Raw genomic sequence first — 25,247 nt, 5'->3', positions numbered from 1 at the left:
TCGGGTGGATGCCGACGTTGGTCGGCATATCTACAGGTCTACAGGACTACAAGCCATCCACGCATGGCGTGGATCTACCGGCGCGTTGTGGCAATCACCAGCGTGGCGACCATGGCAAGCCCGGCCGCGACCCACAGATTCGCATGCAGGCCCACGCCATCCAGCAGCCGTCCACCGCCCCACGCGCCCATTGCGATGCCGATGTTGAACACACCGACATACAGCGCGGTGGCGATCTCCACCGCGTGCGGCACTGCCTTCATCATCCAGCTCATCAGGCCGATCGACACGCCGCCATAGGCCAGGCCCCACAGCAACAGCACCACAATGCCGCCGGAGGGTGTGCCGCCCAGCCACAGGAACAACAACGGCGTCAGCAGCAGGCCGCAAGAGATCGCCAGCAGCATGCCGCGCGGATGACGAGCGGCCAGTGGTCCGGCGATGAAGTTGCCCGCGATGCCCGCCATGCCATAGGCGAACAGCAGCGCGCCGATCCAAGCGGCATCCACGCCCGATCGCAGGGTCAGCAACGGGCGCACATAGGTGAACGCAATGAAGTGACCCGCTACCAGCAGCAGCGTCAGGCATAGGCCGCGCTGCAGGCCACGGTGGCCGAGCAGCTGCACGAACTGCGCCGGGCGCACCGACGCCACCACCGGCAACGCGGGAACCACCCACAGATGCAGCAGCATCACCGCCGCACTGAACAGCGCCATCGCTGCGAACGCGAAGCGCCAGCCCAGGGCGTCGCCGATCAGTGCACCCAGCGGCACCCCCAGAACCGATGCTGCGGCCACGCCCCCGAAGATGATCGAGGTGGCCAAGCCGATGCGATGCGCCGGGACCAGGCGTGCTGCCAGCCCACCAGCGATGGCCCAGATCCCGCCCATGCAGAACCCCACCAGTACGCGCGCGGCCAGCAGCCAGCCGATGCCCGGTGCCAGCGCCGAAGCAACGTTGGCGACCAGCAGCAGCCCCAGCAGCACGCACAGGATGCGACGACGATCGATGCCGCCGGCTGCGATCACCACCAGCGGTGCGAACACTGCCGCCAGCAGGGCCGGCAGCGAGATCATCAGGCCGGCGGAGCCGGTGGACGCGCCGAGATCTTCGGCGACAGGGGTCAGCAGGCCCACCGGCAGCATTTCGGTGGTGACCACCGAGAAGATGGCGAGGCCAACCGCGGAAACCGCCCACCACGGATGGCGATGCACAGGCGCGGCATGCGCAGGCGATGAAGCGCTCACGGGATGATGCCTTCAGGGGTGGATGCGGCAACCGGGCGCAAGGCACGTCGCGCGAGAACGGCCAACAGCAGCACGCCCCCGCCTGCCACCAGTGCAACGACAAAGCCGCTACGCACGCCCCCCGCATCGACGCTCTGCCCGGACAGCGCCGCGCCCAGCGCCACGCCGATGTTCAATCCGGCCAGCAGCCAAGTCATGCCCTCGGTCAGGCGCGATTCGGGTACGCGTTGTTCGACCAGCGACATCGCCACGATCATCGTCGGCGCGAAGAACACCCCGGCCAGCAGCACCGCCACGGCCAGCCCGGGCAGGCTGCCGACCCACGGCAGCGGCAGGGTGGTCAGTGCGGTGGCCACTGCGCCGGCCAGCAACAGGCGCCGCAACGGTGCCTGCAGCTTCAGTGCACCGAACAGCAGGCCCGCCGCGCAGCTGCCCAGCGCATAGGCCGACAGCACCAGGCTGGCGGCAAGCGGCTGCCCCCGCTGTTCGGCGAAGGCCACGCTGGTGATGTCGACCGTACCGACAATCACGCCCATCGCCAGCATCAGCAACGCCAGCAGGCGGATCTCCGTGTGCCGCAGCAGCGAGCCCGAGGGAGTTGCACCTTCGTGCTGCTGCAGCGGCGGCTCGGTGCCCCGCTGCAGCACCAATGCGGCGACGCCGACCACCAGCAACAGGGCGGCCGCCAGTACGCCGGCCTGTGGCCATACCGCCACCGACAGCCCCACTGACAACGGTGGACCGACGACGAAGGTCACCTCATCGAACACGGTCTCCAGCGAATACGCGGTCTGCAGCTGCGGGCGACCGCGATGGATCGCAGTCCAGCGTGCGCGCACCATTGCGGACACGCTGGGCATGCATCCAGCCAGCATGGCGGCGACGAAAAGCGCCCAGTCTGGCGCAGCCAGCAGCGTGCACGCGAGCAGCAGCAACAATCCTGCCGCACTGGCCGCAGTAGCCCATGGCAGCACCCTGCCCTGCCCGCGCCGGTCGACCCAGCGCGATACCTGCGGTGACAGCAGCGCATAGGTCAGCACGAAGGTGGCAGACACCGCACCGGCCAAGGCATAGCTGCCGCGCAGCTGCGACAGCAGGGTGATGATGCCGATGCCGGTCATCGGCAGCGGGAGGCGGGCCAGCAGGCCGGCCAGGGCGAGGCCGGCGGTGCCAGGGGCAGCGAACAGGTCGCGGTAGGGGGTGGCCATCAGGATCTCCAGGGCAGCGGCTTGCCTGGCGCTCCCGGCGCCACGACAATACATACAGAGCGTATGAATAAGAGCCTACATTCATACGCGTCGTATGTAAATAATCATGCACTGCGTATGTAAGGAGCTCCGGATGGTCCGTCGCACCCGCGCCGAAATGGAAGAAACCCGTGCCAGCCTGCTGGCCACCGCCCGCCGCGTGTTCAGCGAGCATGGCTATGCCGCCACCTCGATGGATGACCTGACCGCCCAAGCCGGCCTGACCCGGGGTGCGCTCTACCACCACTTTGGCGACAAGAAGGGCCTGCTGGCCGCGGTGGTCGCCCAGCTCGACGCCGAGACCGACCTGCGCCTGCAGGCGATCAGCGATGGCGCGGATGATGCCTGGGACGGTTTCGTGCAGCGCTGCCGTGCCTATCTGGAGATGGCGCTGGAACCGGAGATCCAGCGCATCGTGCTGCGTGACGCGCGCGCGGTGCTGGGTGGCGCCTCACCGGAATCGCAGCGCCACTGCGTGCACTCGATGCAGCGCCTGATCGAACAGTTGATCGCGCAGGGCGTAGCGATGCCGGTGGATGCGCACGCGCTGGCATCGCTGATCTACGGCAGCCTGGCCGAGGCCGCGTTCTGGATTGCAGAGGGCGAGGATGGCGACGCGCGCCTGCGGCAGGCGACGACGGCGCTGGAAATGCTGTTGCGTGGCTTGAAGTCGGCCGGGTGAGGCCCATCCACGCATGGCGTGGATATGCTGCCGCATCCGCTCTGGTAGAGGCCAACCTTGGTTGGCCCTTCTGCGGCACCGCGCGCAACGCGTTCCAACCAAAACAATGGCATCAGTAGATCCACACCATGCGTGGATGAAGCTTTGTCGCGCAGCGCGTGCCAACCAAGGTTGGCACCTACCGGGGAACGGTGGGCCACTCGCGCAGCACCGACACTGGCACGTCCATGCGCGCGCAGGCGCGGCTGGCGAGGCCATCGGGCAGCGCACGGCGGAACAGCGGCGCCATGCCCTGCATCAGCTTCGCTGAAGCGGCCGCCTGCGCACGCTGGCGGCCGCTGCGTTCAAGCATGCCTTCGGCCCAGTCCGGCAGCAGTGCCGCACCGGCGCCAAGGAACACTTCGCGCGACAGCCCCGGCACCGGTACCGGCAGGCGCACGCCGGACAACACCTCCAGCACTTCACGCGAGCGCTCGTCCACACGCAGCTCCGGTTGCCGCGCGCAGAAGTACGCTGCAACCTCGGCTTCACTGCGCGGCACATCCACCGCACCCAGTGCTTCGGCCACGCGGCGGTACTCGTCGTAGTAGCGGTCGGCGATGTGCGCCGGCACCTCGCGCCCGTAGCGACGAAAGCCCTGCAGGAAACCAAACGCCTCAGTCACGTGCACCCATGTCAGCAGTTGTGGATCGTCCGCCGCGTAGGGCTCGCCCTGCGCGGTCTGGCCACGGATCTGTGCATGGATGCGGCGCACCTTGGCCACCAGCGCCTCTACCTCCCCGCTGGGTGCATAGCTGGTACCGGCGACAAACGCAGTGGTGCGACGCAGGCGACCCACCAGGTCATGACGGAAATTGGAGCGGTCGTAGACCCCGGCCAGCGCGCGCGGATGCAGGGTCTGCAGCATCAGCGCACACAGGCCCCCGGCCAGCATCGAGGGGAACTCCGCGTGCAGGCGCCAGGTCACGCTGTCAGGTCCAAACCAGCCCGGGTCACCCAGCGGCTGGTCGTAATCGATGCCGCTCTGGCCACGCGGGAAGGCCTCCAGTACCCAGCGCCGGATCGGCGCGGTGACGGGGCGGGAGAGTCGCTGCAGCAGAGCCGGCATCACAGGTCCAGGAAAAGCGAAAGGGTGGCCGCGAGTTGCGCGGTCGGCCCCGATTCTGGGCGATCACGACGCCGGCGGCGAGTCTTCGCACTCAGCCACGGTTTCATGTGCGGCCGCAGCACATTTCACCCTGCGACATCCTGTCGCAGGCTCCGGCCTCGATGCTGCGATGCAGCAACATTCACCGATTCAGAGAAGGCCCTTACGCGGCTTGGCATTGCGCCCATTGCACGGCTCGCTGGAAGTGCTAGAACTGGACCCGCCACACCGTCCAATGCTGATCGACGCACGTTCCACAAGGAGCCAGCCATGATTGCTTTGTTCAAGGGTTTGGGAATTCTGCTTCGCGACAACGAGCTCTACAGCAGCCCGTTCGATAAACAGGTTGCGCATTGGCGCAATCTCAGCGAGCAGCAGATCCGCGATGAAGTAGCAGTGCTGGCCCAGGCCAAGTGCCAATGGCTGATCGCCTCGATCGTCGGCTGGCAGGCAGCCTCGCTGCTGATTCTTGGCCTGATCGCCAACTACCTGTGGCGTGACGACTTCCATATCACGTTCACCCGCGTGGTAGTCGTGTTCGGCTCGTGGGTCTCGATCCTGTTCGTGATCTGGTTCATGGCCAACATGTTCGATCAGCAGGCCGGTTTCGAGCGCTGGATGAAGGCGTTCAACAGTCGCGCACGCATCAGCTCCAAGGCCGACAGCGTCGAGCACGTGGCCGAGGCCCTGGAACTGGCCGAGCATTACCCGGAAGTGCTCGATTACAAGCAGGCGGTCACCGCCAAGCGCGAGCTGCGCCACGAGGACATCCGCATCATGACCGAGATCGGGCGCATGAAGCAGCACTCCGAACTGGTCGGCCGCCTCAACCACGTGGGCGAGAACGAGCACCACCACGACCTGACACTGCAGCCTGCCTACTGACCCTTCAGGGAAGCGGGGGGACCCACAATGCCACCGTGATCACTCACGGTGGCATTGTTCTTTCCGATCCTCGCTGACGCACTGGGCGAAGCCCTTCGGCAGGTCCCTGAACTCCTGGGTGGTGCCGACCGCCAACGCGAACGACCGTATCGGCGCTTTCGCACACGCGGCGTCAGGACGACAGGCCGGGTCCAGCAGCAGGTAATGGCACTGACCGCTGCGGCTGGCCATGCACTCAAAACGCGCCACGCCGTCCACTACCGTGCGCTTGCTGTACAGCGTGTCCACGCCATTGGCAGTGGTGCGGGTGATCGCGGTTTCGGTGGACTTCTGGCAACCGGCAAGCGCCAGTGCAGCGAGGCCTGCAAGCAGGAAAGGACGCATGCAATGCTCCTGGTAGCGGAAAGGTGCGGTGCGGCTACATGCCGCGGAACAGGCTCATGAATGGTTGGCTGACCACCAGTGTTTCCGTCCGGCCCCGCAGCCGCAGCACGCCGCGCCCGGTATCGTCGCGGCTGACCGCCGCCACAGCCTTCATGTTGACGATGGTGGAGCGGTGGATCTGGCGGAAGTGCTGCGGGTCGAGCACTTCCAGCAGTTCGCGCAACGGTGTGCGCAACAGGCTCTCGCCGGCAGCGGTGACCACGGTGGTGTACTTGTTGTCGGCACGGAAGTAGGCGACATCTTCCAGCATGATCAGCTGCGTCTCGCGGCCGTTGCTGGCGGTGATCCAGGCCAGCGGCGGGCGCTCGGCAGCACCCTGCGATGGCCCCAGCCGCTGCAGCAGGCGTTCAAGCACGGCGTCATCCTGGCGCGTCGATGGCAGCCGCGACAGGATGCGCTCACGCGTCGCCAGCAGGCGTTCGTCACTGACCGGCTTCAGAAGGTAATCCATCGCGCCCTGCTCGAACGCGTCGATGGCGTACTGGTCATAGGCGGTGACGAACACCACCTGGGTGCGCGGGCTCAGCTCGGACAGCGAGCGCGCAACTTCGATGCCACTGATGCCGGGCATGCGGATGTCGAGGAACGCGATGTCCGGCTGCGTCTCGGCCAGTTGCTCCAGCGCACTGGCGCCGTCCTCGCACTCGGCCACCAGCTTCAGCTCCGGCCACAACCGGCGCAGCTGTTCCACCAGTGACTGCCGCAGCAGTTCCTCGTCTTCGGCAATGAGGGCTTCAAGCGGCATGGCTGCGCTCCTTGTGTGTCTGCGGCAAGGTCATGGTCGCGGCCACACCGCTGGGGAAGTTGGCAACGATCGCCACGCCAGCCTGCTCGCCACAGGTCAGGCGCAGGCGTTCGCGCAGGTTCTTCAGGCCGATGCCGGTGCCGCTGGTGCCCGGGCCGAAGCCGAGCCCGTCGTCGGCGACGGTCACGGTCACATGGTCATCGAAGCCACGCGCCAGGATCCAGATCGTGCCACCGCCGGGCTTGGGTTCCAGGCCGTGCTTGATCGCGTTCTCCACCAGCGTCTGCAGTGCCATCGCCGGCAGGTGCACGCCATGCAGCTCATTCGGTACCTGCACTTCCACCGCCAACCGTGCGCCCATGCGGATGCGCAGGATCTCCAGGTAGGCGCGCGTGCGTTCCAGCTCCACGCCCAGCGTCGACACCGACTCGTCCACCTGCGGCAACGAGCTGCGCAGGTACTGGATAAGGTGGCCCAGCATCTGCTCGGCACGTGCCGGGTCGGTGCGGGTCAGCACCTGCGCGTTGGCCAGCGTGTTGTACAGGAAGTGCGGCTCCACCTGCGCATGCAGCAGGTTCAAGCGCGCGACCGACAGTTCCTTTTCCACCTGGGTCTGTTCGGCGGCGGCCTGCTCATCGCGGCGCTGGTCGGCAACACGGCGGCTGATCGCGCGGGTGACCGCTTCGGCATTCTCGAAGTTGCTGCCCTCATCCAGCGCCAGCAGATCGGCCCACCAGCCAGCATCCGGTTCGAACAGCAGAGTGACGGTACTGGTGCCCTGCCCCGGCGTGACCGTCGCCAGCACGCTGTTGCGCTTGATCGCCAGCCGCGCCGGCAGGTTCCAGCGCGAGGGCTGGCGGCCATTCCAGAGGTCCACCCGGCGCACGTAGGCGCGCACCTGCAGGCTGCCGGCCGAGCTTTCCACATCTTCCACGCGCGGAAGTTCGGCAATCGCCGCTTCCACCACGGCATAGGCCTGGCCGGCATCCATCGGCAGTTCCACCTGGCGGCGCTGGCGCCCGGACAACGTGGTCGAATCCAATCGGCCGGCCACCAGCCAGACCCGGCGCACGTGGGTAATCGCGCTGCCCAGCGCGGAGATCATCAGGAACATCGCCAGCAGGCCGAACACCCAGCCCGGGCCATCGTTCATGCCGCTGAAGATGCCGCTCCAGACCATGCCGGCGACAACCAGCGCGGCGGCCCAGGCCAGCAGGTGGCGGATCAGGAGAGAGAGGCTGGCGAACACGGCGGCGCCTTGGAGGAAGGGGGTGAGCCGAGCATAGAGCGGCCCGCCGGGCAAACAAGCGGGCTGCGACGAAGGCCGGAAAAGCGGGGATGGAAGGCCATCTGGTAGTGCCGGCCGCTGGCCGGCTCCCCACTTTCTCCGCATGCATCACAGGGATGCCGGCCAGCGCCCGGCACTGCCCGGGAGGCGCCGGGCGAACCCGGCGCATGCCCTTACTTGCGCTGGTCGGCGCTGGCGTCACGCACGGCACGGAACGATTCGTCCTTGCTCCAGTTCGGCCAGCTGCGCGTGTTGGCCAGCTGGTTGCCCAGCGTGTACAGCACTTCCAGGTCGCGGGCGGCACCGGCAAACACCCAGTCCGGCTGCCATTCGTCGCCCTGCTGGTGGTAGCGCTTGGCGGTGTAGTCCTCGGAGGCCTTCTTGCCTGCGGCCACCCCGCCGTCCACCCAGTCCTGGCCGGCCGACCACGACAGCGCCGGCACGCCACGCTTGGCGAACGGGAAGTGATCGGAGCGGAAGAACAGGCCGGCTTCCGGCTTCGGGTCCGGCGTGTAGCGGATATCCCAGCCCTTGGCCACGTCCTTCAGCTGGTCCAGCAGCTCGAAACGCGCGGCACCGTAGATGCCGAAGTCACGCGACGGCCCGAACGGCGCCATGCCGTCCATGTTGATCACCGCCACGGTCTTTTCCAGCGGATACAGCGGATGGGTGGCGTAGTACTCCGAACCCAGCAGGCCCTTTTCCTCGGCGGTGACCGCCAGGAACAGCACTGACCTCTCCGGACGCTTGGCCTTGGCGAAGCCGCGCGCCAGTTCGATCAGCGAGGCGGTGCCGCTGGCGTTGTCCAGTGCGCCATTGAAGATGCGGTCGCCACGTGCGTCGGGCTCGCCCACGCCGATGTGGTCCCAATGCGCGCTGTAGACGATGGTCTCGTCCGGGTGGCGGCTGCCTTCCAGGCGCGCGGCCACGTTGTGCGAGGTGATCACTTCGGTCTTCACCGCGTACTTCGCGTCCAGGCTGGCGCCGGTCAGCGGCACCGGGGTGAAGTCGCGCTGCTGCGCCTTCTTCTTCAGCGCCTCGAAATCCTGCCCGGCCGAGCGGAACAGCTCAACGGCCAGGTCGCGCTGGATCCAGCCTTCCAGCAGCGGGTGGCTGTCGGCCGGGTTGTCGCGCACCACGTCGAACATGGTGTTGGTGTTGGAGCCGGCCACGGTGGCCCAGCCGTACGACGCCGGTGCGGTCTCGTGCACGATCAGCACGCCCAGCGCACCCTGGCGGGCGCCTTCTTCGTACTTGTAGGTCCAACGGCCGTAGTAGGTCATGCCCTTGCCGTCGAAGTCACCCTGGCCGGTCTCGAAGTCCGGGTCGTTGATCAGTACGACGGCGATCTTGCCCTTCAGGTCCACGCCCTTGAAGTCGTCCCAGTTGCGCTCCGGGGCCTTCACGCCGTAACCGAGGAACACCAGCGGGGCCTTGCTGATGTCGACGTTGCTGGCCCCGTTCATGGCGGCGCGCACGGCAATCTGCTTGCCCTGTTCCAGCGGCAGGGTCTTGCCGCCCTGGTGCAATGCCAACTGCGGCGCGCCGACGATGTCGCCCTTGCGCAGCGGCACGGCCTGGGTCCACAGGCGCTTGCCGTCCTTGAGGTCACCGCCCGGCTGCAGGCCGGCGTCGGCGAACTGCTTGCTGAGGAAGGCGATGGTCTTTTCTTCGCCGGCGGTGGCCGGGGAGCGGCCTTCGTAGGCGTCGGAGGCCAGTTCCTTGACGTCGGCGGAGATCCGCGCGCCATCGAATTTCGGGGTGGCCGCCATCAGTGCGCTCGACACCGACAGGGCCAGCAGGCCCAGTACTACTCGTTTCATTGCTCTCTCCAGCAGGAAATCCTTCTGGAGTGTAATGGGATTCGGCAGGGCTGCGCCCTGCACCTGCCGAAACAACGGCAACAGCCGAAGCAACAGCAAAAGCTGGTTTCCTGAGGGTAGGCGGGGTGGGTCCGGTTGCGGGGGACGCTGCAAGTACATCCATGTAAGCTCGGTCGCCGCATCCATGCGGCTCACGCCCCCGCAACCGGACCCACCCCGCCTTCGACAGGTTCCCGCTGCTGTTGGTAGGTGTCGACCTTGGTCGACACATCGCTGTTGGTAGGTGTCGACCTTGGTCGACACGCATGGAAAACACGAAGGGGTCAGATCCCTTTCCCGGCGGGAAAGGGCTCTGACTCCATCGGTGTGTTGCTTGAGCCTGTTACCAGTTCGGGTCTTCGGCCGGCGCGGCAGCGGGCTTGGGCTTCGGCTTGGCGGCCGGGCGTGCGGCAGCTGCGGGAGCGGCCGAGGCAGTCGCGCCTGCGGCGGCGGCGGCCGGCTTGTTGCCCAGCTTCTGGCGCAGTTCGATCTGGCCCGGACGGAAACCGCCGCGCATCGCGTCGACGCCGTCTTCGATGGTGCCGTACGAGGTCTGTGCAGCGACGCGGTCGATGCGGATGGTGCAGCACGGGTGTTCGCTGCGGCCCAGCGAGCGGCCGGTCTGCGGGTCCTTCAGTTCTTCGCCCAGGCGCACGGCCTGCCAGCGCTGGCCGGCCTGCACGGTGTCACCGCCCTGGCTCAGCACCACCTGGTCACCGTCCACCGAGACCACCGACACCGGAAACAGCGTGGTGACGATGCTGGTGCCGATCTGGCCCGACAGCGATTCCATCATCGCCGCGGCCATGTTGCGGCCGTTGACCACGCGTGGCAGGGTGCTGGGGCCGGTCGAGGCCAGCTGGTGGTCGAAGCTGTCGGACATCACCACCTGGCCGGTAGTGGCGTTGATCAGGCGCAGGGTGATGCGGCCGCCACCGGAGTACGAGGTCACCTGGCGGTCGGACATGCGCAGGTTGCGCACGCTGCGCGGGTACTCGAAGCGTTCGATGGTCGGTATCAGGATCAGATCGGTCGCCAGTTGCTGGCCCACGCGCGCGGTGTCCTGCAGGCGCACGTTGCCGCTGTTGATGTGGTCGATCTCGGCCTGCAGTTCGTCGCCGAATTCGCGGTCCAGCACGATGAAGCGCTGGGTCTGGGTCAGCGTGTCGGACAGGCGCGCACGGATCGCGTCGGCCACTTCATCGGCATCCACGCGGCCATCGCCTACGGCGTAGCTGCTGGCCTTGGTGCGCGGCAGTGCAACCACGATCTTCGGCTTGCCCTGCTCGTCCGGCGCGCGGTACTGGGCGATCTGCGCGCGCACGCGCACCTTCCAGTAGCTGCGCATGCTGCGGTGGGTCACGTCGGAATCGAACGAGCTTGCACCACGCTTGGCATCGACGCTGACCTTCTCGTCGTAGCTTTCCCTGACGCTGGCCGAGGCCGAACCGCTCTTGGCCGAGGCTTCGCCGGACGCATTGGCCGACGCCGAGCCCTTGAAGCTCCAGCCTTCATCGCTGGCGCGCACGCGGGCGATGGTTTCCTCGTCCAGCTGCCGCACTTCATCCTGCGACAGGATTTCATAGCCCAGCACCGCGCCCTGCGAGCCGGCGATCATCTGCTGGGTGAACGCGTCGGCGCGGATATCGCCGACGTGTTCGCCATCCACATCCACATGCAGGCCTGCGCGCAGGCCCTGCATCTGGCTGGCCACGCGTACGCCGTTGACCTGCGCCACGGCCGACTGCAGCGCCGCCAGCACCGCCAGTTCCGGGGTGCTGCCGATGCCGTCGGCTTCGCGCGCGACCTGGGTGGTGCCGCCGAAATCCGGCGTGCCACGCAGGGGCGCTGCTTCCACTGGCGCATTGCTGGCCAGTGCACTGGTTGCCTTGTCCTTGGCGGGCGCGGCGGCCGGGGTGTCCTGCTTGCCGCAGGCTGCAAGCAGCGCGGCGGCCAGGCCCAGGCCGATCAAACGGGTTGTCATACGCATGGAGATTCGCCTCGGATCAGATCGAGTCGAGCATCGAGTCGGCGTTGGACGGCACCTTCACCTTGCTCTTCCTGGCGAAGGTCACGGCCGACTTGGTCGAACCGTACAGGCCCTGGATGAAGCCCGGCGATTCCTTGGCCACCCATGCGCCCGCTGCCAGCTTGCGGCCAACGGTGGCCAGCTGGGTCGCGCCCAGGTTCTTCATGCCGGCGGTGAAGCTGCTGGCTTCGCCGCCCAGCTTCTGTGCTTCGGCTGCCGACGCCAGCAGCGAGACCAGGCCTTCGGCGTAGTGCTGCTTGGATTCAGCGTTCAGTTCCGGCTGAGCGGCCTGGCGCTCGTTGATCGCGGCCTGCGCAGCTTCGCTGACCGACACCGACTTCTTCATCGCATCGACGCTGACCGAACCCGACGACAGCGCCTGGCGCTCGGCTTCCAGCAGCTGCACCTGCTCGGCCAGGCCGAAGGCGCGGGCGAACGAAGTCTGGGCCTGCAGCGAGTGCGACTGCGAGCTGACGAAACGACGCACCAGCGCTTCCTGCGCGGCTTCATCCGGAGCGGCGGCGCTGGAGGCGCTGCTGCTGGAGGTGCCGGTGGCGGCACCGGCCAGGTCCTTCAGCTTGCCCAGGCCCGCGTGGGCCGGCATCGACAGGGTGGCGGCAGCGATGGCCACGACAAGAGCGGTATTGCGGATCATATGAGTGTCCTTTGGGAGATACGGCCGCGAAGCGGCACGTGGGAATCGGTAACCCCAGCGCGATGCCGAGCGAGCTCGGCACCCACCGGGTGGCGGATCAGCGGACTGCCTTGACGTTCAGTTCGTTGATCATCTGCTGGGCGGCCTTCTCGGCAGCCAGCTGCAGGGCATTGGTACGGGCCACGGTTTCATTCGGGCCGGTGCCGGAGAACTGCACCGGGCCCACCGACGACACGGTGCGCGGGAAACGACCGGTCACGTCCAGCACCTTGCCGGTGACCGTGACGAACACGCGGGTGTTGCCGCTGGCCGGATCGCGGTCGCGCATGCCGACGTCGAGGGTACCGACGGCGATGTAGGGGATGTTGGCCGCACGGATGCCGTTGGCGGTATCGCGCAGGGTGGCGGCAGACAGGTCGTTGCCGGTGCTGAAGTCCTTGCGGATGCGCTCGATGCTCAGCAGGCCGCGCGATTCGCCTTCCACGTACTCGGCTTCAACCACTTCGTAGCCGGCGGCGCTGAAGGCACCGGTCATCGCGGTGTTCACTTCAGCGGCGTTGGCCACCTTCCAGCTGATGTTGTCGCTGCGCTGGGTGGTGCTGCCACCGCTGGTGACCGACACCGAGCCGTTCTGGTTGATGCTGCCGTTGGTGCTGACCGAGTTGCCACGGAAGCTGTCGCCTTCACGGGTGTTCTCGCTGTAGCTGCTGCTGGCGTCGACGCGGCGGTATTCCTTGTCCTGGAACGACTGCACGGTGTCCTGCGAGCGTGCCATGAACAGGAAGGTCAGCAGCGAACGCTGCGCGGCGGTGGCACCGGCCACGGCCGAACCTGCGTCCAGCTTGGTCTGCAGCAGCGTGGTGTTGATCTCGGCGCGGACAGTGACGGTGTAGGTCTTGGCCTTCTTGTCTTCGGTGTCCGACAGCGGCACGGCACTGAGCACATAACGGTCGATCTCGCCGATGAACTCGGCGCGGCGGGCTTCGAACAGGCGCAGCTTGGCCGCACCGGTTTCAGCGATGTACGCCTCCAGTGCATTAACCTTGGCCTTGTTCAGGGCCTGCGCGCGGGTGTCGGCGCTCAGGCGCAGGCCGTAGCTGGCCGAACCGGTACCGCGCGAACTCGCGGTCTGCGCGGCGACCGGCGAGGCCACCACCAGCGCGATGAGGATGAGCAGGATGGTACGCATCAACGACATGACTTGATCAACTCCTGGAGGGCTTGGGTCTGCTGCTGCAACGGGCGGCCGCCCGGCTTCTGTTCGTCCAGCCATGCGCGCGAATCGGCACGCTTGGCGGCGGCGCCGGCGAAGGCATCGAAGCCGGCCAGCAGGGTTTCGTAGCTGGCCGACCACTGGTCGACCTGCCACTGCGTGACCGGCACCACCTTGGTGGCGCCCTTGCGCAGCGGCTGTTCGAAATAGACCTTGCCGGAGAACGGTTCGGTCACTTTGGCGGTGAAGAATGCGCCGAACAGCATCGTCTTCATCGCCGGGGTTTCATTGATGACGCCGTTCTTCAGCGCATCGACCTGCACAGTGATGACGTAGTCCGGCTCGGGAATCTTCAGCTGGTAGACCTTGCCGTCGGCAAAGCGGGCGGCCATCGCACCACCGATCGCCTGGCCCGAGGCCGGCGGCAGCAGGCCGACGCCGGTATTGGACGACAGCGTCTTGGACAGTTCATGGGCCAGCGTGGCGCGCAGCGGGGTTTCCCACTTCGGGTCGGGCAGCTTGGCGCGGACCGCGTCGGACAGGGTTACGCCACCGACCTGCAGGCGACGCACGGCGGCATCGGGCAGCTTGGCCTGGGCGAGACTGGCGGCCAGCACCTGCGACAGGCTGGTATCGGCGCTGCCGTACAGCAGATCGGCGACGATCGCGTCGATATCGTCGTTGTCCGGCCGATAGTCCTGCACGTCGATGCGCTGCAGGGTCAGCGGATAGGACGCGATCACCTGGCGCTCGCGGAAATCGAAGAACAGTGCCTGCAGGGCCACTTCCACCAGCACTTTGTACTGGTTGCCGATCGGCTCGACCGAGACCAGTTCGCGGTCCAGTGCGGCGGCCAGCACAGTCGCGCTGGTGGTGCCGTCGAGCATCGCCACCGGCTGGTCGATCAGCTCCAGGTTCGCCGGCGGCCGGCGCTTGAGCGCCTGCGCCAGGGTCTGGTTCAGCGGGATCAGGCCGCGGTTTTCCAGCACGGCATGCGCATGCGGCGTGGTCGCCTGCACGGCAGCGGCATCCGCGGTATAGGCAAAACCGGCCCAGTAGGCCTGCTGCGATTTGTCAGCCGCCTGCGCGGCCATCGGCCACACGGCCAGGCACAGGGCACAGGCAAGCAGGCGCGCAAAAGCGCGCGATGCGCTCTTCGTCCTTGAATACATCCAACCGCTCCTCGGTCAATACGCACGGAATGCGGACGCTGATGCGTCCGCTGGGCGCGAAACATAGCCGCTCAGGCGCCTGCCGACAAGTGCTGCGTTCGTCGCAGTCACTCCTGGGGCGGCAGTCCGGCCCGTTGGCGCAGCAGGCCCCGCTCCGCCTGGTTCTGGCTGAGTCTGGCGGCTTCGGCAAAAGCATGACGTGCGTCGAGGTCGCGCCCCAGCGCCTGTAGTATCTCCGCGCGGACGACCTCCAGCGGGGCATAGTCGCGCAGACGTGCATCCACCAGCAGTGGCTGCAGTTGTGCCCACGCAGCGAACGCGCCCTCGCTGCGCAGCACCGCCACGACCCGATTCAAAGCGACAACCGGCGAAGGCATCACCCGCAGCAACTGGGTATAGAGCGAAGCGATACGTGGCCAGTCGGTGGCTTCAGCCCGACGTGCCGCCGCATGGCAGGCGGCGATGCGCGCCTGCAGTACATAGGGATCATCAGCACCACCGGCGGCCAGCGCGCGGGCCAGCACCTGCTGCCCGCGTTCGATCTGCAGCCAGTCCCAGCGCGCGCGGTTCTGCTGGTCCAGCAGCACCGGCGCGCCCTGCGCGTCGGTCCGTGCCGCAGCACGCGATGCCTGCAGTTCCATCAGTGCCAGCAGGCCCAGCACCGGCGGCACCGGCAGCCGGTGCGCCAGGATGCGTGCGAGCCGCAGTGCCTCCTCGCACAGCGCCGGACGCATCCAGTCATCGCCGGCGCTGGCCGCGTAACCTTCATTGAAGACCAGGTAGATCGCCTCCAGCACCGAAGCCAGTCGCTCGGGCATCGCGTCCGCGCGCGGCACCTCATAGGGCACCTGCTTCTGCGCCAAGGTGCGCTTGGCGCGCACGATGCGCTGGGCGATGGTCGGCTCGGGCTGCAGGAACGCACGTGCGATCTCGACGGTGGTCAGGCCACCGAGCAGGCGCAGGGTCAGTGCCACCCGCGCATCGGCCGGCAGCACCGGATGGCAGGCCACGAACATCAACCGCAGCAGATCGTCACCCAGGTCATCCTCCAGCGCCTGGCTGTCATCCGGTGCCGGCAGCGCCGCTGGGTGCAGTTCCTCGCCCCACTGCGCATGCTGCTGCGCCACCCGCTGGTGTTGGCGCAGCACATCGATGGCACGGTTGCGCGCAGTGGTCATCAGCCAGGCTCCGAGGTTGTCCGGGATGCCCTGTTCCGGCCAGCGCTCCAGCGCGGCCAGCCAGGTGTCCTGGGCCAGCTCCTCGGCACGGCCGACATCGCCCCCGAGCAGCCGCGCCAGGCGCGCGATCAACACCGGCGACTCCATCCGCCAGAGGGTTTCCAGACGCTGCGTCAGTGCGGGATCGGGCATGCGCCGATCACAGCACGCACGCCCGGCCCGCACAAGCGCCGCAGCTCACGCTTCAACAATCGGCTTGAAGCCGCCCCAGAACATGCGCCTGGTATCGAACGGCATGTCCTTCGGGCCCAGCGACGCCAGCCGCGGGTCGGCCATTACCCTGGCGTTGATGCGGTCGCGCGCCGCGCGCGAACGGAACACCACGAAGGCGACGATCACCGTTTCGCCGGGCTTTGCCTTGACCGCACGCGGGAACGAGGTGCTCTTGCCCGGTTCCACATCGTCAGCCACGCATTCCATGTACTGCAGCGCGCCATGGTCCTTCCACACCGCACCGGCCTTGCGGGCGAGGCGGCGGTAGGCCGCCACCTTGTCCTGTGGGCACGGCAGCACGTAAGCATCCACGTAAGCCATGAGGGTTCTCCCTTGCGGCGGCCGTCAGCCCGGCTCGCCGTCCATGTGTGCGATTTCCCAGAGATGGCCATCCAGGTCCTGGAAGCCGCGCTGGTACATGAAGCCGTAGTCGCGCGCCGGCTGCGGTTCGCTGGCACCCGCCGCAAGCGCCTTGTCCACCATCACGTCCACCGCCTTGCGGCTGTCGGCCGACAGGCAGGTGATCACCTCGGTGTGGCTGTGCGCATCGGCAATCGCCTTGTTGGTGAACTGCTTGAAGAACGGCTGGGTCAGCAGCATCACGAAGATGCTCTCGCTGATGACCATGCAGGCCGCATCGTCGTTGGTGAAGGTCGGGTTGAAGCCGTAGCCCAGCGCGGCGAAGAAGGCCTTGGATGCGTTGAGATCCTGCACAGGCAGGTTGACGAAGATCATCTGCGGTTGCGGTGCACTCATCGGTGAAGCTCCTTGTGGATGAAAGAAAGAGAGGAATCAGGGTTGCTTCATGCAGTTGACCATCCACGGCTTGCCGTAGCGGTCGATCAGCATGCCCCAGCGGTGCGCCCAGAACGTTTCAGCGATCGGCATCTGCACCTGGCCACCTTCGGCCAGCGCCGCGAACACGCGCTCGGCTTCCTCGATGCTGTCGACGTCGACATTGATGGTGGTCGAACCACCCTCGCCACCGCCGGGACCGTCGGCTGCCATCACGATGGCGCTGCCGATTTCCAGCTGGCTGTGCGCGACGTGGTCCAGGGTTTCCGGCGGCATTTCGTTGCAGCCCGGCGAGCCGTCGGAGGGCGGCATGTCGCGGTACTTCATTTCCGAGGTGACCTGGCCACCCAGCGCCTTGGCGTAGAACGCCATCGCCTCATGGGCCTGGCCGCTGAAGCCGAGGAAGGGAATCAGTTTCATGGCAATACTCCGTTGTGCGGTTCAGGGCAGTAGTGCCGGGTCGTGCCCGGCAGGGAGATGAATCGGGTCAATCTTCCAGCTGTGCACGCAGACGCTGTTCCTGCTGCTGTAAGTCGGGAGTGAAGGCTTCACCGAAGTCTTCGGCGGAAATCAGCGGGCGCAGCTCCAGCGTGCCGCCACTGTTGAACGGCGCGCGGCTGGCCCATTCAACGGCCTCGTCCAGCGACCGCACCTCCCACAGCCAGAAGCCGGCGATCTGTTCGCTGGCAGGACCGAACGGACCGGCCTCGACCCTGGGTGCGCCGCTGCCGAAATGAATGCGACGGCCGCGCTGGGTGGCGTGCAGGCCTTCACCGGCCAGCATGATGCCGGCGGCCACCAGTTGTTCGTTGAAGGCGCCCATTTCGGACAGTTCCTGTTCGCTGGGCATGCGGCCGGCTTCGGAGTCGGCGTTGGCCTTCACGATCACCATCACTTTCATTGCGGTCTCCCGTGGGGACGCGTGGTGCGTGCCCTTCATTGGGTACAACGAACCAGGGGGCTGGGAATCGACACGTCTGTTGGAAATTTTTTTCTTGCGCGGAAAGCGCGCCTTCGGCGGGAGTCGGCGAACGGCGGAGCCCCTCCGTGGTGGGGTTGGGTTGGTCGCTGAAAGCTGGGTTCCTGTGGGTGGGCCGGGCGGGTGGGATTGGCGGGGACGCCGTGAACCCGTCCATGGGGGCTTAGCCGCGGCATCCATGCCGCAGATACCCTGCCAATCCCACCCGCCCGGCCCCAGACATATCTCTGCGGCTGCCCCACCACGGGAAAATCAAGAGAAAAGGCAGAGCAAAGGCACCAGCAACAGCGATTGGCTGGCGGCCTCGGCTTTGCGAGCGAAGCGACCCGCTTTTGCTCTTGTTTGTGATTTTCCGTGGTGGATCAGCTGCAGAGATCTGTCCAAGGCCGGGTGGGTAGGCGGGGCGGGGGTGTCCGCGGCATGGATGCCGCGGCCAAGCCCCCATGGACGGGTTTACGGCGTCCCCCGACCCGCCTACCCACCCGGCCAAGCCCAAGAATCACGCTGTAGCGCCACCACGGAGGGGCTCCGCCGTTCGCCGATCCCCGCCGAAGGCGCCGCCTCCCGCGCTGCAACATGCTCACGCGCAAACCTGCGCGATCATGGACACTCCGCCCCCCGCCAGGACCGTGCCATGCAGCAGTACCTGCTTCTGATCTACATCGAGCCTGCCCTGCTGCAGGCCCTGCCCACCGAAGAATTCAACGCGCTGATGCGCGACTGCCTGGCCCACGCCGACAAGCTGCAGGCCGAGGGCACGCTGCTGGCCGCGCAGAAGCTGCAACCGGTCGACACCGCGCAGACCCTGCGCGTGCGCGATGGCCACAGCCGTGTACTGGATGGCCCGTTCGCCGAAACCCGCGAACTGCTGGCCGGCTTCAACCTGATCGTCGCCCGCGACCGCGACGAAGCCATGCGCATCGCCCGCGACTTCCCATGGGCGCGCTTCGGCAGCATCGAGGTGCGGCCGCTGGAAGACATGGACGCCGAGCGCGAGCGCTGCGGCGCCCCGGCTGCGGCTATGGCAGCAGCCGTACCCTGATCTCGCGCGGGCCCACGCCTTCGTTGCCGCTGTAGTCGCGCACGCTGGAGCGCACGATGTACTCGCCCGGTGGCAGCGCCGCCGGCTGCCAGCGCCCGGTTTCCATCAGGCCATCACGCACGGTGTTGGTGGCCAGGTAACGGAACCGGGTCACCGCACTGCCATGCACGGTGATACCGCTGTCCGGTGCGTAGGCCACGCGCACCGCTTCCTTCTGCGGCGGCATGCGGTTGAACACGATGTTCCAGCGCGGCTGCTCGTAACCCTGCAGGGGCTGTCCGCCGGCATCGAGGATCTGGTAGCCCACCTGGTACATGCCCAGGCGACGACGCGGCAGGTTGTTGTCGACCTGGTCCCAGGCCTCGATCACGATCTGCACGCCGCGGCCCTGGCGCGCCACCATCACCACGCCATCACTGCCGGCGGCCATCGGCTGGTCGTTGTCGTCCAGCAGCGCCACATCGGTGATGCGCGGTGCGAAGTGGTCGGCGTAGTTGTGGAAGCCCAGCGCCACGGCATTGGTCTCGAAACCACCGGTACCCACGGCCAGGTGCACGTGCGCCTGGTTGTTGATGCTGCCCAGGCGGTCGCCGACGTGGATGCGCATGCCGCGGCGCACGCGCATCCGCTCCAGCTTGCCCTGCTCGTCATACAACGCCTGCCAGCGCGCATCGTAGGGCTCATCGCGCGGGGTGCGGCCGACCCGCATGTGGATGTACTTGAGGCGGTCCACCGCCAGGCCCTCGGCCTGCTCACCCAGGTTCCAGGCGGCCACCGGGCTGCTGATCTTGCCCTCGGCAATCGCCAGCACGGTCTGGCCCACATCACCGCGCACGTCGAAACCGCCATGCAGGTGGTGGCGGCTCTCGCCGGTGAAGTTGCCGCGTACCTCACCCAACGTACCGACCACTTCATGCCAACCGCCCTGCGGTGCCAGCGGCCAGCGACCGCCCGTCTCAGGCAACGCCGCATCGGCAGCCGGGCCGACCAGTGCCGGTGCCGGTAGTTCGCCCACCGGCAGCGGGCGCAGGCGATGCAGACGGTAGCTGGCGGCGTCGGCCACCAGCACGCTGCCATCGGCATCCATCGCCAGCCCGCTCGGGCGGGCCAGGCGCGGCAGGCGACCATTGCCAACCAGCGCGATCTGGTGGCCCTGCGGCGTCACCTGCACGATGCGGCCATCAAGATCGCCCACGTACAGCACACCGTCGTGGGTGGTGGCCAGCGACAGCGGCCCATTGATCACGCCACCGGCGGCGACCACGGTGCTCACCGTGCCGTCGGCGCCTACGCGGCGCACCGCGTTGTTGAACAGGTCGGCCACCAGCAGCGCGCCCTGCGCGTCGAAGGCCAGCGCCACCGGCGTATCGAAGCGCGCAGCGGCACCGGTGCCATCGGCCAGGCCCGGCCGATCGCCGCCGGCCAGGGTGCGCACGTTGCCATCGGTACCGATCACCCGGATGCGGTCATTGAAGGTATCGGCCACGTAGACCTGGCCCTGCGCATCCACTGCGATGCCCATCGGCGCATCAAAGCGTGCCTGCATGGCAGGGCCATCGGCGTGGCCCTGTTCGCCACCGGCCAGCGTGGTCACCTGGCCATCGATGCCGATACGGCGGATGGCATGGTTGCCGGTGTCGGCCACATACAGGTTGCCCTGCGCGTCGGCGGCAATGCCCGAAGGCGTATTGAAACTGGCCTGCAGTGCCGGGCCATCAACGCGCCCCTCGCCCTGCCCGGCCACCGTTTCAACGCGACCATCGGGAAGGCGGCGACGGATCCGGTTGTTGTCACCGGCATCGGTGAAATAGACGCTGCCATCGGCACTGCGCAGCAACGCGTACGGATCGGCGAAACGTGCCTGCGCGGACGCGCCATCGCGGTCACCCGGGTGGCCATCGCCGGCCAGCGGTTCGATCTGCGCGGTCCACGCCAGCGGCGTTGGAACCGGACCCGCCGGTTCAGCCAGCGTATGCAGCGGTGTCTCCCACCAGGTTGCGGCCAACGCCACTACCGTCGCCAATGCTACGCCTGCCGCCATCCATTGCCACCGTGCCATCGTGCTGCGCTGCCTGCCTGCTGTCTGAAGAGGCACCGACAATAGTCGCTGAACGCACGATCCGCCATGGCCAATCGTGCGGTCAAACGCCAGAGTTCCATCCATCGCGCTTGTTCTCGCTGGCTGCAGCGGGTTCAATGCGGTTCCCACGGATGGAAATCCTCCATGCCCCGCATCCTCCCCGTCGCCGCCCTGCTGATTGCCGCATTGGCCAGCACATCCGCCACTGCTTCGATCACGGTGGTACCGCAGAAGCCGTCCGTCACCGCCGATGCGATGCACCAGGCCTATGCTACGCGATGGGATGAAGCCATCCAGCAGTCGCGCAGTGGCAACACGCTGGGCGCGCTGATCGCGATGGAACGGTTGATGGAAGATCCGATGCTGGATGACTTCGATGCCGAACACCGCGGCCGCGCCGCGCAGGTAGCCGGCTGGACCGCAATGGTGCAGAAGAAGCCGGACCAGGCCCGCCGCTACCTGCAGCGCGCACAGGAAGCATTGCCGGACGACGCGCAGATCCTGCTGACCCTGGTCTCGGTGGAACTGTCCGAGAACCAACCGGCACCTGCCACGAAGCACCTGGTGCAGGCGCTGAAGCATGCCGACGCGCCGTTGCCGGTGGACCACCACGCGATCAACTACCTGCAGTTCCGCCTGCGGGACCAGCCCCAGCAGCGCATGGAACTGCTGCAGGCGCTGTTCGACAACGGCTGGAAGAGCGGCGGCCTGGAACCCACCGGGCTGTGGCTGGCGCTGGCCACGCTGCAGGCCGACAACGGCCGTGGCGACAGGATTCCCGCCACGCTGGCGCGCATCACCGGCCCCGCCGAGATCATCCGCCTGCGCAGTGACAAGCGGTTTGATCGCTATGTCGACCGCGCCGATGCCCGCTTCGATCCGGTGCAGGCTGCACAGAAACACCTCGACGAACTGCGGGTCTCCGGCCTGCTCGACCGGGCGCTGGACGCACGCATGGCCGAGTTCAGCAGTACGCTGCTGATGCTGGACCGCAACGAGGAAGTGCTGGCACTGACCGATGGCATGGCCGGTGCGGCGGCCGAAGGTGAGTCGCCCTCGGCGGCGGAAGCCGAATGGGTGGCATGGCTGCTCAACAGCCGGCTTACGGCGCTGCGCCGGTTGGGCCGTACCGACGATGCGCTGGCCACAGCCAGGCTGGCCGCACGCATCGGTGCGCTGGGCCCGGATGGTGCCGAGCACCAGTTCAACGTCGGCTTCGTGCTCAGTTCGCTGGGCCGCATGCAGGACGCTGCTGCCGCAGTGAATGACATGCCAGGCCTGGCCGGTTACGGCAAGGCGGCCCAGGCACTGCTGCAGTTCGCTGCCGCCCGCGAACGCGGCGATGCCCAGGCAGTGGAAGCCGCCCGCTCGGTGATCCTTGCCCAGCGCGACGACGCACGCCTGTTCCATCGCGAGATGCTGCTGGACGAAGGCAACCTGGACGGCGCAGCCGCAGTGCTGATCGAACAGCTGCGCTCCCCCACCGACCGTGGCGAGACGCTGGCCTCCCTGCAGGACATGCGCACCTACCCCTCGCTGCCCGGTGACGTGAAGATCGATGCGGCCTGGCGTGCGCTGAAGCAGCGCGCCGACGTGCAGGCCGAGGTGGCACGCGTCGGCCGCATTGAGCGCTACGACCTGGTCAGCGCTTCCACTTCGCGCTGAGCCGATTTTCTGTGGCGCCGAGCGTGGGCTCGGCACTACACCTTCCGCCTAGCGGGCTGGCACCTCGGTACGGATGCCCATCGCTTCGCGGTAGCGTGCATACAGGGCCATCACCTTGTCCACATAGGCCAGGGTTTCGGCGTAGGGCGGCACGCCCTTGTAGCGGGTGACTGCACCGATGCCCGCGTTGTAGGCGGCCGCCGCCAACGGGCGATCGCCGTTGTAGCGGCGCAGCAGCGCGCGCATGTAGCGCGCGCCGCCCTCGATCGACTGCTGCGGCGAAAACGGATCGCGCACGCCATATTCCTGTGCGGTCTCCGGCATCAACTGCATCACGCCCTGTGCGCCCTTGGTCGAGACCGCCAGCGCATCGAAGTTGCTTTCGGCATGGGCAATCGCGCGCAGCCATGCGTCATCGACACCCGTGGCCTTGGCCGCGGCCTTGAACTGCTTGGAGTGCTGCGCCAACTGCGGCTTGCCGACCTTGCCCAGGCCTTCGTGGGCAGGTTCGCCCGGCGGCGTGGCCACTGTGAACTTCAGGAACACCCGCGAGCCGGGCAGGTTGCGGGTGGAGTAGACCAGCGCGCCATCCTGCTCGCGCTCGTACAGCACGCCGCTGAACACGCCCATGTTGCCCCACAGGTTCGGGGTCTGGATGGCGTTGTCGTCGATTTCCTTCGCGGTGCAGCGTGAACCGGGTTCCGGCGCGGTGGCCAGGCTGACGGTGTTGCCCTGCACGCAGCGGTAGACGGTGCGCGCGGCGGCCAGCCCGGGCCACAGGCTGGGCAGCAGCAACAGCGCAAGCAGGAGAGGGTGACGGGACATGGCGGCCGGATCATCCGGCCGCGCCCGCTAATGTTGGGTGAATGGGGGCCGGCAGGGCTGCGCCCTGCACCCGCGCCGGCGCCCGCGGCGGTAGAGTCGACTGTCAGTCGACTATCGCGCGCAGCGCGGGGTTTTCCGGTGACTCACGGGAGAGCAGTCGACTAACAGTCGACTCTACCGACGTTCCCGATTTCGGCCTTGCCGCCCCCCGCATCCCCGGTCATTTCGCGGTCCTCCGACGCACCCAATACCCCACGCCCAGCAGCACGAACCACACCGGGCTGGCGATCAACGCCTGGCGGGTGTCGGCCTGCAGGCTCAGCAGCACCAGCACGGCGGCGAAGAACACCAGGCAGGCCCAGCACATGGCAACACCGCCGGGCATCTTGAAGATCGATGCGGCATGGCGCTCCGGATAGCGGCGGCGATAGGCCATGTAGGCCACCAGGATCAGCGACCAGACGAAGATGAACAGCACCGTCGCCAGCGTCGTCACCAGGGTGAAGGCGGTCACCAGGTTCGGGATCAGGTAGATCAGCAGCGTGCCACCGAGCAGGCACAGGCACGAGAACAGCAGGCCGCGGGCGGGCACGGCGGCGCGTGACAACTTCGACAACCCGCGCGGGGCGTGGCCCTCTTCGGCCAGGCCGTACAGCATGCGGCTGGTGGAGAAGATGCCGCTGTTGGCCGAGGACGTGGCCGAGGTCAGCACCACGAAATTGATCAGGCTGGCGGCGGCAGGGATGCCGGCGAGCACGAACAGCTGCACGAACGGGCTCTTGTCCGGCACCACCTGGCGCCACGGGGTGACGGCCATGATCGCGATCAGCGCCAGCACGTAGAAGATGATGATGCGCACCGGGATCGAGTTGATCGCCTTGGGCAGGTTGCGCTCGGGGTCGGCGGTTTCGGCGGCGGTGGTGCCGACCAGCTCGATGCCGACAAAGGCGAACACCGCAATCTGGAAGCCGGCGAAGAAACCGACCAGGCCCATCGGGAACATGCCGCCGTCGTTCCACAGGTTCGACAGCGACGCCGTGTGGCCGCTGGGCGAGGTGAAGCCCCACGCCACCAGGCCGGCGCCGGTGATGATCAGCGCGCAGATCGCCACGATCTTGATCAGCGCGAACCAGAATTCCATTTCGCCGAACAGCTTCACCGTCACCAGGTTCAGCGACAGCAGCAGCATCACGCACGCCAGCGCCGGCTTCCAGGCGTCAAGCCCGGGGAACCAGAACTGCGCGTAGGCGGCAATGGCGATCACATCGGCGATGGCGGTGACGATCCAGCAGAACCAGTACGTCCATCCACAGAAGAAGCCGGCCCAGGGGCCGAGCAGATCGGTGGAGAAATCGATGAAGGATTTGTACTGCAGGTTGGACAGCAGCAGCTCGCCCATCGCGCGCATCACGAAGAACAGCATCGCGCCGATGATCAGGTAAACGAAGACGATGGACGGGCCGGCCAGGCTGATGGTCTTGCCTGAGCCCATGAACAGGCCGGTGCCGATGGCACCACCGATGGCGATCAGTTGCAGGTGGCGGTTGGACAGGCTGCGGCGCAGGTGCTCGGGGGGCGTTGCGGGCTCGGTCATGGGCGCGGGCAAAAGGGCGGGCGAAGCGTTCGACGGTAGTCCTCCACAGGCCGGAGCGCCAGCGTCGGATGGGCCAATCCCGTCAAACTTGGCCGCTTTCATCACAATGTGACCGAATACCGGATTCATCCCATTCCGCCCGGCCCGGCGCCATGCTCAGATAGCCGCACCTGCCCAAGGATCGGCCCGACCATGCGCCC

General features: G+C 67.2%; 23 protein-coding genes. 4 read left to right on the top strand and 19 right to left on the bottom strand.

The genetic code is table 11. The features are described 5' to 3' along the window. Nucleotides 1-74: 74 nt before the first annotated feature. Both CKW06_RS02540 and CKW06_RS02535 read right to left on the bottom strand, forming a co-directional pair. Nucleotides 75-1,247: an MFS transporter gene (locus tag CKW06_RS02540; protein ID WP_024957107.1), complete on the bottom strand. Its 1,173-nt coding sequence runs from the start codon at nt 1,245-1,247 to the stop codon at nt 75-77. Next, nucleotides 1,244-2,455 (bottom strand): MFS transporter, encoded by a 1,212-nt coding sequence (locus tag CKW06_RS02535; RefSeq protein ID WP_024957108.1) that lies wholly within the window; start codon nt 2,453-2,455, stop codon nt 1,244-1,246. Before CKW06_RS02535 ends, CKW06_RS02540 begins: the two co-directional genes overlap by 4 nt. Before the next feature lie 133 nt (nt 2,456-2,588). Here CKW06_RS02535 and CKW06_RS02530 point away from each other — a divergent pair, with 133 nt between their 5' ends. After that, on the top strand, nt 2,589-3,176 hold the full coding sequence (locus CKW06_RS02530; protein WP_024957109.1) for a TetR/AcrR family transcriptional regulator: 588 nt from the start codon (nt 2,589-2,591) through the stop codon (nt 3,174-3,176). A 178-nt stretch (nt 3,177-3,354) separates the two neighbouring features. Here CKW06_RS02530 and CKW06_RS02525 read toward each other — a convergent pair whose 3' ends face one another. Then, nucleotides 3,355-4,284, bottom strand: coding sequence for an oxygenase MpaB family protein (locus tag CKW06_RS02525; RefSeq protein WP_024957110.1), 930 nt, complete (start codon nt 4,282-4,284; stop codon nt 3,355-3,357). A gap of 309 nt (nt 4,285-4,593) precedes the next feature. On the opposite strand from CKW06_RS02525, the gene CKW06_RS02520 reads away from it, so the two are divergent. After that, nucleotides 4,594-5,208: a hypothetical protein gene (locus CKW06_RS02520; protein WP_005407899.1), complete on the top strand. Its 615-nt coding sequence runs from the start codon at nt 4,594-4,596 to the stop codon at nt 5,206-5,208. 39 nt (nt 5,209-5,247) lie between these two features. On the opposite strand, the gene CKW06_RS02515 is transcribed toward CKW06_RS02520, so the two are convergent. From CKW06_RS02515 to CKW06_RS02455, 13 genes are all read right to left on the bottom strand, one after another. Beyond that, entirely contained in the window at nt 5,248-5,592 is a 345-nt protein-coding gene (locus tag CKW06_RS02515) for a hypothetical protein (RefSeq protein WP_024957111.1), read from the bottom strand. Nucleotides 5,593-5,626: 34 nt separating this feature from the next. Beyond that, nucleotides 5,627-6,397, bottom strand: a complete 771-nt coding sequence (locus CKW06_RS02510) for a LytR/AlgR family response regulator transcription factor (protein ID WP_005407897.1) — start codon at nt 6,395-6,397, stop codon at nt 5,627-5,629. Next, nucleotides 6,387-7,646 carry a sensor histidine kinase gene (locus CKW06_RS02505; protein ID WP_024957112.1) on the bottom strand — a complete coding sequence of 420 codons (1,260 nt, stop codon included), beginning with the start codon at nt 7,644-7,646 and terminating at the stop codon, nt 6,387-6,389. Before CKW06_RS02505 ends, CKW06_RS02510 begins: the two co-directional genes overlap by 11 nt. Nucleotides 7,647-7,858: 212 nt before the next feature. Continuing rightward, on the bottom strand, nt 7,859-9,508 hold the full coding sequence (locus tag CKW06_RS02500; protein WP_024957113.1) for a M28 family metallopeptidase: 1,650 nt from the start codon (nt 9,506-9,508) through the stop codon (nt 7,859-7,861). Nucleotides 9,509-9,890: 382 nt separating this feature from the next. Continuing rightward, complete coding sequence (locus CKW06_RS02495) at nt 9,891-11,537, bottom strand: CsgG/HfaB family protein (protein WP_024958762.1); 1,647 nt, start codon at nt 11,535-11,537, stop codon at nt 9,891-9,893. 16 nt (nt 11,538-11,553) lie between these two features. Beyond that, on the bottom strand, nt 11,554-12,231 hold the full coding sequence (locus tag CKW06_RS02490; protein WP_012479008.1) for a hypothetical protein: 678 nt from the start codon (nt 12,229-12,231) through the stop codon (nt 11,554-11,556). 97 nt (nt 12,232-12,328) lie between these two features. After that, nucleotides 12,329-13,429 (bottom strand): hypothetical protein, encoded by a 1,101-nt coding sequence (locus CKW06_RS02485; RefSeq protein WP_005407892.1) that lies wholly within the window; start codon nt 13,427-13,429, stop codon nt 12,329-12,331. Then, nucleotides 13,420-14,616 (bottom strand): hypothetical protein, encoded by a 1,197-nt coding sequence (locus CKW06_RS02480; protein WP_005407891.1) that lies wholly within the window; start codon nt 14,614-14,616, stop codon nt 13,420-13,422. The genes CKW06_RS02485 and CKW06_RS02480 overlap by 10 nt, the downstream gene beginning before the upstream one ends. 107 nt (nt 14,617-14,723) lie before the next feature. Beyond that, nucleotides 14,724-15,986, bottom strand: a complete 1,263-nt coding sequence (locus tag CKW06_RS02475) for an RNA polymerase sigma factor (RefSeq protein ID WP_024958761.1) — start codon at nt 15,984-15,986, stop codon at nt 14,724-14,726. A gap of 45 nt (nt 15,987-16,031) precedes the next feature. Further along, nucleotides 16,032-16,388 (bottom strand): DUF1428 domain-containing protein, encoded by a 357-nt coding sequence (locus CKW06_RS02470; RefSeq protein ID WP_005407889.1) that lies wholly within the window; start codon nt 16,386-16,388, stop codon nt 16,032-16,034. Nucleotides 16,389-16,412: 24 nt separating this feature from the next. After that, a complete protein-coding gene (locus CKW06_RS02465) occupies nt 16,413-16,823 on the bottom strand; it encodes a VOC family protein (RefSeq protein ID WP_024958760.1) in 411 nt (136 codons plus the stop codon). Between the two features lie 36 nt (nt 16,824-16,859). After that, nucleotides 16,860-17,282: a VOC family protein gene (locus tag CKW06_RS02460; RefSeq protein WP_005407887.1), complete on the bottom strand. Its 423-nt coding sequence runs from the start codon at nt 17,280-17,282 to the stop codon at nt 16,860-16,862. A gap of 67 nt (nt 17,283-17,349) precedes the next feature. After that, on the bottom strand, nt 17,350-17,763 hold the full coding sequence (locus tag CKW06_RS02455) for a YciI family protein (RefSeq protein ID WP_024958759.1): 414 nt from the start codon (nt 17,761-17,763) through the stop codon (nt 17,350-17,352). 712 nt (nt 17,764-18,475) lie between these two features. On the opposite strand from CKW06_RS02455, the gene CKW06_RS02450 reads away from it, so the two are divergent. Beyond that, nucleotides 18,476-18,883, top strand: a complete 408-nt coding sequence (locus CKW06_RS02450; RefSeq protein WP_004153945.1) for a YciI family protein — start codon at nt 18,476-18,478, stop codon at nt 18,881-18,883. On the opposite strand, the gene CKW06_RS02445 is transcribed toward CKW06_RS02450, so the two are convergent. Then, nucleotides 18,861-20,942, bottom strand: coding sequence for an NHL repeat-containing protein (locus tag CKW06_RS02445; RefSeq protein ID WP_024958635.1), 2,082 nt, complete (start codon nt 20,940-20,942; stop codon nt 18,861-18,863). The genes CKW06_RS02450 and CKW06_RS02445 overlap by 23 nt on opposite strands. Nucleotides 20,943-21,107: 165 nt before the next feature. Here CKW06_RS02445 and CKW06_RS02440 point away from each other — a divergent pair, with 165 nt between their 5' ends. After that, entirely contained in the window at nt 21,108-22,628 is a 1,521-nt protein-coding gene (locus CKW06_RS02440) for a tetratricopeptide repeat protein (RefSeq protein ID WP_024958636.1), read from the top strand. A 48-nt stretch (nt 22,629-22,676) separates the two neighbouring features. Here the strand turns inward: CKW06_RS02440 and CKW06_RS02435 are convergent, their stop codons facing one another. Together CKW06_RS02435 and cycA are read right to left on the bottom strand one after the other, a co-directional pair. Further along, on the bottom strand, nt 22,677-23,453 hold the full coding sequence (locus CKW06_RS02435) for a lytic transglycosylase domain-containing protein (protein WP_024958637.1): 777 nt from the start codon (nt 23,451-23,453) through the stop codon (nt 22,677-22,679). Between the two features lie 220 nt (nt 23,454-23,673). Then, nucleotides 23,674-25,047, bottom strand: a complete 1,374-nt coding sequence (gene cycA, locus CKW06_RS02430) for a D-serine/D-alanine/glycine transporter (RefSeq protein WP_005412098.1) — start codon at nt 25,045-25,047, stop codon at nt 23,674-23,676. Nucleotides 25,048-25,247 lie beyond the last annotated feature (200 nt).

The organism is Stenotrophomonas maltophilia (genome assembly GCF_900186865.1).
Lineage (GTDB): Bacteria > Pseudomonadota > Gammaproteobacteria > Xanthomonadales > Xanthomonadaceae > Stenotrophomonas > Stenotrophomonas maltophilia.
Note: the sequence above shows the minus strand (reverse complement) of the source record. Positions and strands in the feature narration are given on the sequence as shown.

What these genes read in the sequence shown, in the direction of transcription:
- CKW06_RS02535 (WP_024957108.1), bottom strand. Translation starts at nt 2,455, where the DNA reads ATGGCCACCCCCTACCGCGACCTGTTCGCTGCCCCTGGCACCGCCGGC.
- CKW06_RS02530 (WP_024957109.1), top strand. Translation starts at nt 2,589, where the DNA reads ATGGTCCGTCGCACCCGCGCCGAAATGGAAGAAACCCGTGCCAGCCTG.
- CKW06_RS02525 (WP_024957110.1), bottom strand. Translation starts at nt 4,284, where the DNA reads ATGCCGGCTCTGCTGCAGCGACTCTCCCGCCCCGTCACCGCGCCGATC.
- CKW06_RS02520 (WP_005407899.1), top strand. Translation starts at nt 4,594, where the DNA reads ATGATTGCTTTGTTCAAGGGTTTGGGAATTCTGCTTCGCGACAACGAG.
- CKW06_RS02515 (WP_024957111.1), bottom strand. Translation starts at nt 5,592, where the DNA reads ATGCGTCCTTTCCTGCTTGCAGGCCTCGCTGCACTGGCGCTTGCCGGT.
- CKW06_RS02510 (WP_005407897.1), bottom strand. Translation starts at nt 6,397, where the DNA reads ATGCCGCTTGAAGCCCTCATTGCCGAAGACGAGGAACTGCTGCGGCAG.
- CKW06_RS02500 (WP_024957113.1), bottom strand. Translation starts at nt 9,508, where the DNA reads ATGAAACGAGTAGTACTGGGCCTGCTGGCCCTGTCGGTGTCGAGCGCA.
- CKW06_RS02495 (WP_024958762.1), bottom strand. Translation starts at nt 11,537, where the DNA reads ATGCGTATGACAACCCGTTTGATCGGCCTGGGCCTGGCCGCCGCGCTG.
- CKW06_RS02490 (WP_012479008.1), bottom strand. Translation starts at nt 12,231, where the DNA reads ATGATCCGCAATACCGCTCTTGTCGTGGCCATCGCTGCCGCCACCCTG.
- CKW06_RS02485 (WP_005407892.1), bottom strand. Translation starts at nt 13,429, where the DNA reads ATGTCGTTGATGCGTACCATCCTGCTCATCCTCATCGCGCTGGTGGTG.
- CKW06_RS02480 (WP_005407891.1), bottom strand. Translation starts at nt 14,616, where the DNA reads ATGTATTCAAGGACGAAGAGCGCATCGCGCGCTTTTGCGCGCCTGCTT.
- CKW06_RS02475 (WP_024958761.1), bottom strand. Translation starts at nt 15,986, where the DNA reads ATGCCCGATCCCGCACTGACGCAGCGTCTGGAAACCCTCTGGCGGATG.
- CKW06_RS02470 (WP_005407889.1), bottom strand. Translation starts at nt 16,388, where the DNA reads ATGGCTTACGTGGATGCTTACGTGCTGCCGTGCCCACAGGACAAGGTG.
- CKW06_RS02465 (WP_024958760.1), bottom strand. Translation starts at nt 16,823, where the DNA reads ATGAGTGCACCGCAACCGCAGATGATCTTCGTCAACCTGCCTGTGCAG.
- CKW06_RS02460 (WP_005407887.1), bottom strand. Translation starts at nt 17,282, where the DNA reads ATGAAACTGATTCCCTTCCTCGGCTTCAGCGGCCAGGCCCATGAGGCG.
- CKW06_RS02455 (WP_024958759.1), bottom strand. Translation starts at nt 17,763, where the DNA reads ATGAAAGTGATGGTGATCGTGAAGGCCAACGCCGACTCCGAAGCCGGC.
- CKW06_RS02450 (WP_004153945.1), top strand. Translation starts at nt 18,476, where the DNA reads ATGCAGCAGTACCTGCTTCTGATCTACATCGAGCCTGCCCTGCTGCAG.
- CKW06_RS02445 (WP_024958635.1), bottom strand. Translation starts at nt 20,942, where the DNA reads ATGGCACGGTGGCAATGGATGGCGGCAGGCGTAGCATTGGCGACGGTA.
- CKW06_RS02440 (WP_024958636.1), top strand. Translation starts at nt 21,108, where the DNA reads ATGCCCCGCATCCTCCCCGTCGCCGCCCTGCTGATTGCCGCATTGGCC.
- CKW06_RS02435 (WP_024958637.1), bottom strand. Translation starts at nt 23,453, where the DNA reads ATGTCCCGTCACCCTCTCCTGCTTGCGCTGTTGCTGCTGCCCAGCCTG.
- cycA (WP_005412098.1), bottom strand. Translation starts at nt 25,047, where the DNA reads ATGACCGAGCCCGCAACGCCCCCCGAGCACCTGCGCCGCAGCCTGTCC.